4 protein-coding genes and 1 pseudogene are annotated in these 3,391 nt (G+C 68.7%); 2 read left to right on the forward strand and 3 right to left on the reverse strand.

Features of this window, described 5'->3' with window-relative positions:
- Window positions 1-95: 95 nt before the first annotated feature.
- Window positions 96-467 carry a hypothetical protein gene (locus G6016_RS00480; protein WP_241729621.1) on the reverse strand — a complete coding sequence of 124 codons (372 nt, stop codon included), beginning with the start codon at window positions 465-467 and terminating at the stop codon, window positions 96-98.
- 109 nt (window positions 468-576) lie between these two features.
- Here G6016_RS00480 and G6016_RS00485 point away from each other — a divergent pair, with 109 nt between their 5' ends.
- On the forward strand, window positions 577-1,395 hold the full coding sequence (locus tag G6016_RS00485) for a mycofactocin-coupled SDR family oxidoreductase (RefSeq protein ID WP_182630754.1): 819 nt from the start codon (window positions 577-579) through the stop codon (window positions 1,393-1,395).
- 78 nt (window positions 1,396-1,473) lie between these two features.
- Here the strand turns inward: G6016_RS00485 and G6016_RS00490 are convergent, their stop codons facing one another.
- Together G6016_RS00490 and G6016_RS00495 are read right to left on the reverse strand one after the other, a co-directional pair.
- Complete coding sequence (locus tag G6016_RS00490) at window positions 1,474-2,052, reverse strand: TetR family transcriptional regulator (RefSeq protein WP_182630755.1); 579 nt, start codon at window positions 2,050-2,052, stop codon at window positions 1,474-1,476.
- A gap of 369 nt (window positions 2,053-2,421) precedes the next feature.
- Window positions 2,422-3,015 carry a hypothetical protein gene (locus G6016_RS00495; RefSeq protein ID WP_182630756.1) on the reverse strand — a complete coding sequence of 198 codons (594 nt, stop codon included), beginning with the start codon at window positions 3,013-3,015 and terminating at the stop codon, window positions 2,422-2,424.
- 137 nt (window positions 3,016-3,152) lie between these two features.
- Between G6016_RS00495 and G6016_RS00500 the strand changes: the two are divergent.
- Window positions 3,153-3,391 (forward strand): annotated as a pseudogene (locus G6016_RS00500) (hypothetical protein); the annotation flags it as partial.

The raw sequence follows: 3,391 nt of genomic DNA on the forward strand, positions 1-3,391 counted from the left end.
GGTCCCGCCGACGGCGGCGTCGGGGCCGCCGGAAAGGAGCCGCGCGGCGTGGCGGGATTTGCCGGACCTGGCGCCGCCGGTGACGAGGATCCGCATCAGCCGCGCCGCCCCCGCCCGCCGGCGAGGAAGGGGCCCGAGAACAGTGCGAGGCCCACCACGAACCCGGCGTCGTACCAGTTCCCGTCGTTGTTGACCTCGTAGATGGTCACCGTGTCGGTGAACAACGAGATCACGAACGTCACCGGGAGGATCATCGCGTGCCACAGTCCGAGCCAGAACCCGGCGCCACCGGGAGAGACGTCGGGATTGGGGCCCGCCGCGCAGCCGGTGAGAAAGATCGCGACGACGACGACAACGCCTGCAGTCGCGGCCAGCCGGCCCCGCCGCCCGGTGAACGGTCCGGGGGTTGATGGTGTTGTCGTCATCATCTCTTCGGTCTTGACCTTGGTCTTTTCTCTGAGCGCCATTGTCGTCTCCTTATATACCCCTGAGTGACGACATTAGGGCGTCGGCCCCGCCTAGGGTGGCGCTTGAGGGCACCCTCATATTCGACCTCGACAGGAAGTGGGAAACAGCATGTCAGGCAGGCTCGAGGGCAAGGTCGCGTTCATCACCGGCGTCGCGCGGGGGCAGGGGCGGACGCACGCGGTCCGGCTGGCGGCGGAGGGCGCGGACATCATCGGCCTGGACATCGCGGGGCCGATCATCGACGCGATCCCGTACGACGCCGCCACCGAGGACGAGTTGGCCGAGACCACGCGACTCGTCGAGGAGCAGGGACGGCGGGCGCTGCTGTCGGTCGGCGACGTGCGCGATCTGGAGGGGATGAAGAAGATCGTCGACGACGGCGTCGCCGAGCTCGGCCGGCTCGACGTGGTGTCGGCCAACGCCGGGATCTGCATCCCGCAGGTGTGGTCCGAGATCACCCCGGAGACGTTCGGCACGACGATGGACATCAACATCACGGGCGTGTGGAACACCGTCATGGCCACGGCGGATCACCTCATCGCGGCGGGCGGCGGCTCGATCGTCATCACCAGCTCGTACGCGGGCAAGAAGATCCAGCCGTTCATGGTGCACTACACCACCTCCAAGCACGCGGTGGTGGGCATGACCCGTGCGTTCGCCGCGGAGCTGGGTAAGCACGACATCCGGGTCAACAGCGTCCACCCGGGTGGCGTGGCGACCCCGATGGGCGGCGGCGACATGGTGGCCGACCTGGAGCGCGTCGGCGAGACCAATCCGCCGCTCAACCTCATGGGGTCGACGTTTCTCCAGCAGACCTGGGCGGAGCCGGAGGAGATCTCGAACGTCGTGGCGTTCCTGGCCTCGGACGAGTCGAAGTTCATCACGGCCGAGCACATCAGCATCGACGGCGGGTCGCAGTACTTCTGATCGGCAGGCGCGCCTCGTGGCCTGTGGCCTGTGGCCTGTGGCCTGTGGCCCGTGGCGCGTGGCGCGTGGCGCACAGGCTCAGTGCTGCACGTCCCGGAGCAGGAGGGCGGCCGCGGTCTCGATGTTCGTGGTGACGTCGGCCAGGCTCGTGCGGCCCACGGTCAGATCGAGCAGGCACGCGATGTAGACGTGGCCCAGGATGTGCACCGCGCCGGAGGCCCCGGTCCACTCGGGGTCGCCGAGACTGCCGCGGGCGAGCTCGAGGAACACCGGGCGGAAGCCCTCGATGCTCACGCCGTCGTTGCGGGACGAGGTGATCGACGACATGCTCGCGGTGAGCAGGTCCATCTCCTCGGCGGCGCGCTCGATCACCAACTGCATGCCCTCGCTGATCCGGTCGGCGATTGACCCCGACCGCTGATCGGCCGTGGCGTAGAGCTCCTCGAAGATCGTGATGGACCACTCGGTCATCAGGTGGAGAAGGACGCCGTCCTTGGAACCGAAGTACCGGTAGATCGTCACCGGTGACACCCCGGCGCCGCTGGCGATCTCGCGGACGGTCACCCCGTCGTAGCCCCGGGTGCGGGCCAGCTCCCGGGCCACCCGGGCGATCTCACTGCGGCGATGCTGCTCGTCGGCGTCAAATTTCCGGGTCACGGTCAACTGATCATTGGCCGCGGCCAAGCCGAGCAGGCCCTGGGGCACAGGCCGCGTGCCGACGTCGCCGTCGTCGTCCCTATTACTTTCACCACCCGGCCCCGGTGAGGGGCGGTCTTGGTGGCCGAAGATTGCTCGGGGGAGGCGTCCGCGGTGCGGGTCGAGGCGTCGACGCCGTCCTTGGTCAACGACGAGCCCATGGCGTCTCCCCCTTCTGCCAGCTAGCGAAGAGACTCATTCGATATCGCATGGTGTAACACGTTGCACAGTGAGTGAGTGATTCGCGACACCAACGTCAAGATTGGGCGAAAGGCGACGTCCCAGCCCTCAGTTCTCGCTGGTCAGATCCCGAGAGTCAGTTCCCTGGGGTCAGCTCTCGCCGATCTGGACGCCGGCGAAGATCTCGTCCACGGCCTCGTCGTAGGCGGGGTCGACCGGCTCGGTCGACTGTGCGGTCATCGTGTAGGTGATCGCCTGGTCGCCGTGGGGTACCACGATGACCTGCACTTCGGCCGGGCGGGCCGGGATCTGACCCATCTCCGGAATCTCGTAGCCGAATCTCCAGGCGCTGTATCCGCAGACCTCGCCGGCTTCGGGCGTGATGCCGGAGGTGTCGGCGAAGGTCTCCAGACCGGCCAGCTGGCGGTCGAGTGCGACCTGGCCGTCGGCGGGCGACGGCTCGGAGGTCACCACGACGTTCGGCGCCAAGTTGTCCTTCTCCAGCTCGGGTGCGACGACCGCGAGCCGGATCATCTCGGAGTTCATCGCCGTGTTGCTCTCCCACCCCTCGGGGAGCGGGATCTCCAACGACGGCTGGCCCTCCAGCGGGTCGGCCGCGAGCAGCTCGCCTTCCACCGGCGCGCACTTCGAGGCCTCGGCCTCGGCGGAATCGTCTCCGCTGCTGCAGGCGGTGAGGGCGAGAAGGGGGAGTAGGGCGGCGGCGATGCTGGTACGAGTCGACATGCCCAGAAACGCTAGTCGACCCCGGTTCGCGGCTGGGGTGCTATGTGCGCAGCGGTTACGACCACACCGCGCGGGGCTGGCCGCTGCGAGCCGGATGTCCGGATGTCGGGGGTCGCCGGGATCCGTATCGTCGGGGCATGAGCACCTCGACGTCCGCCGCGCCTAACCTCGGCGCCCGCTACGCCACCGAGCTCGCGGAGCTGGTGGTGCACTGGCAGGCCGCCGACGCCGCGCGCCCGGAGACGCTGCTGGTCAACGAGGCGCTCGCGGCCGAGCTCGGCATCGATCCGGAGTACCTGCGCTCGGACGAGGGCGCGCGGCTGCTCGTCGGAAGCCACGTGCCCTCCGGCGCCACGCCGGTCGCGCAGGCCTACGC

It is taken from the genome of Dietzia aerolata (assembly GCF_014144865.1).
Lineage (GTDB): Bacteria > Actinomycetota > Actinomycetes > Mycobacteriales > Mycobacteriaceae > Dietzia > Dietzia aerolata.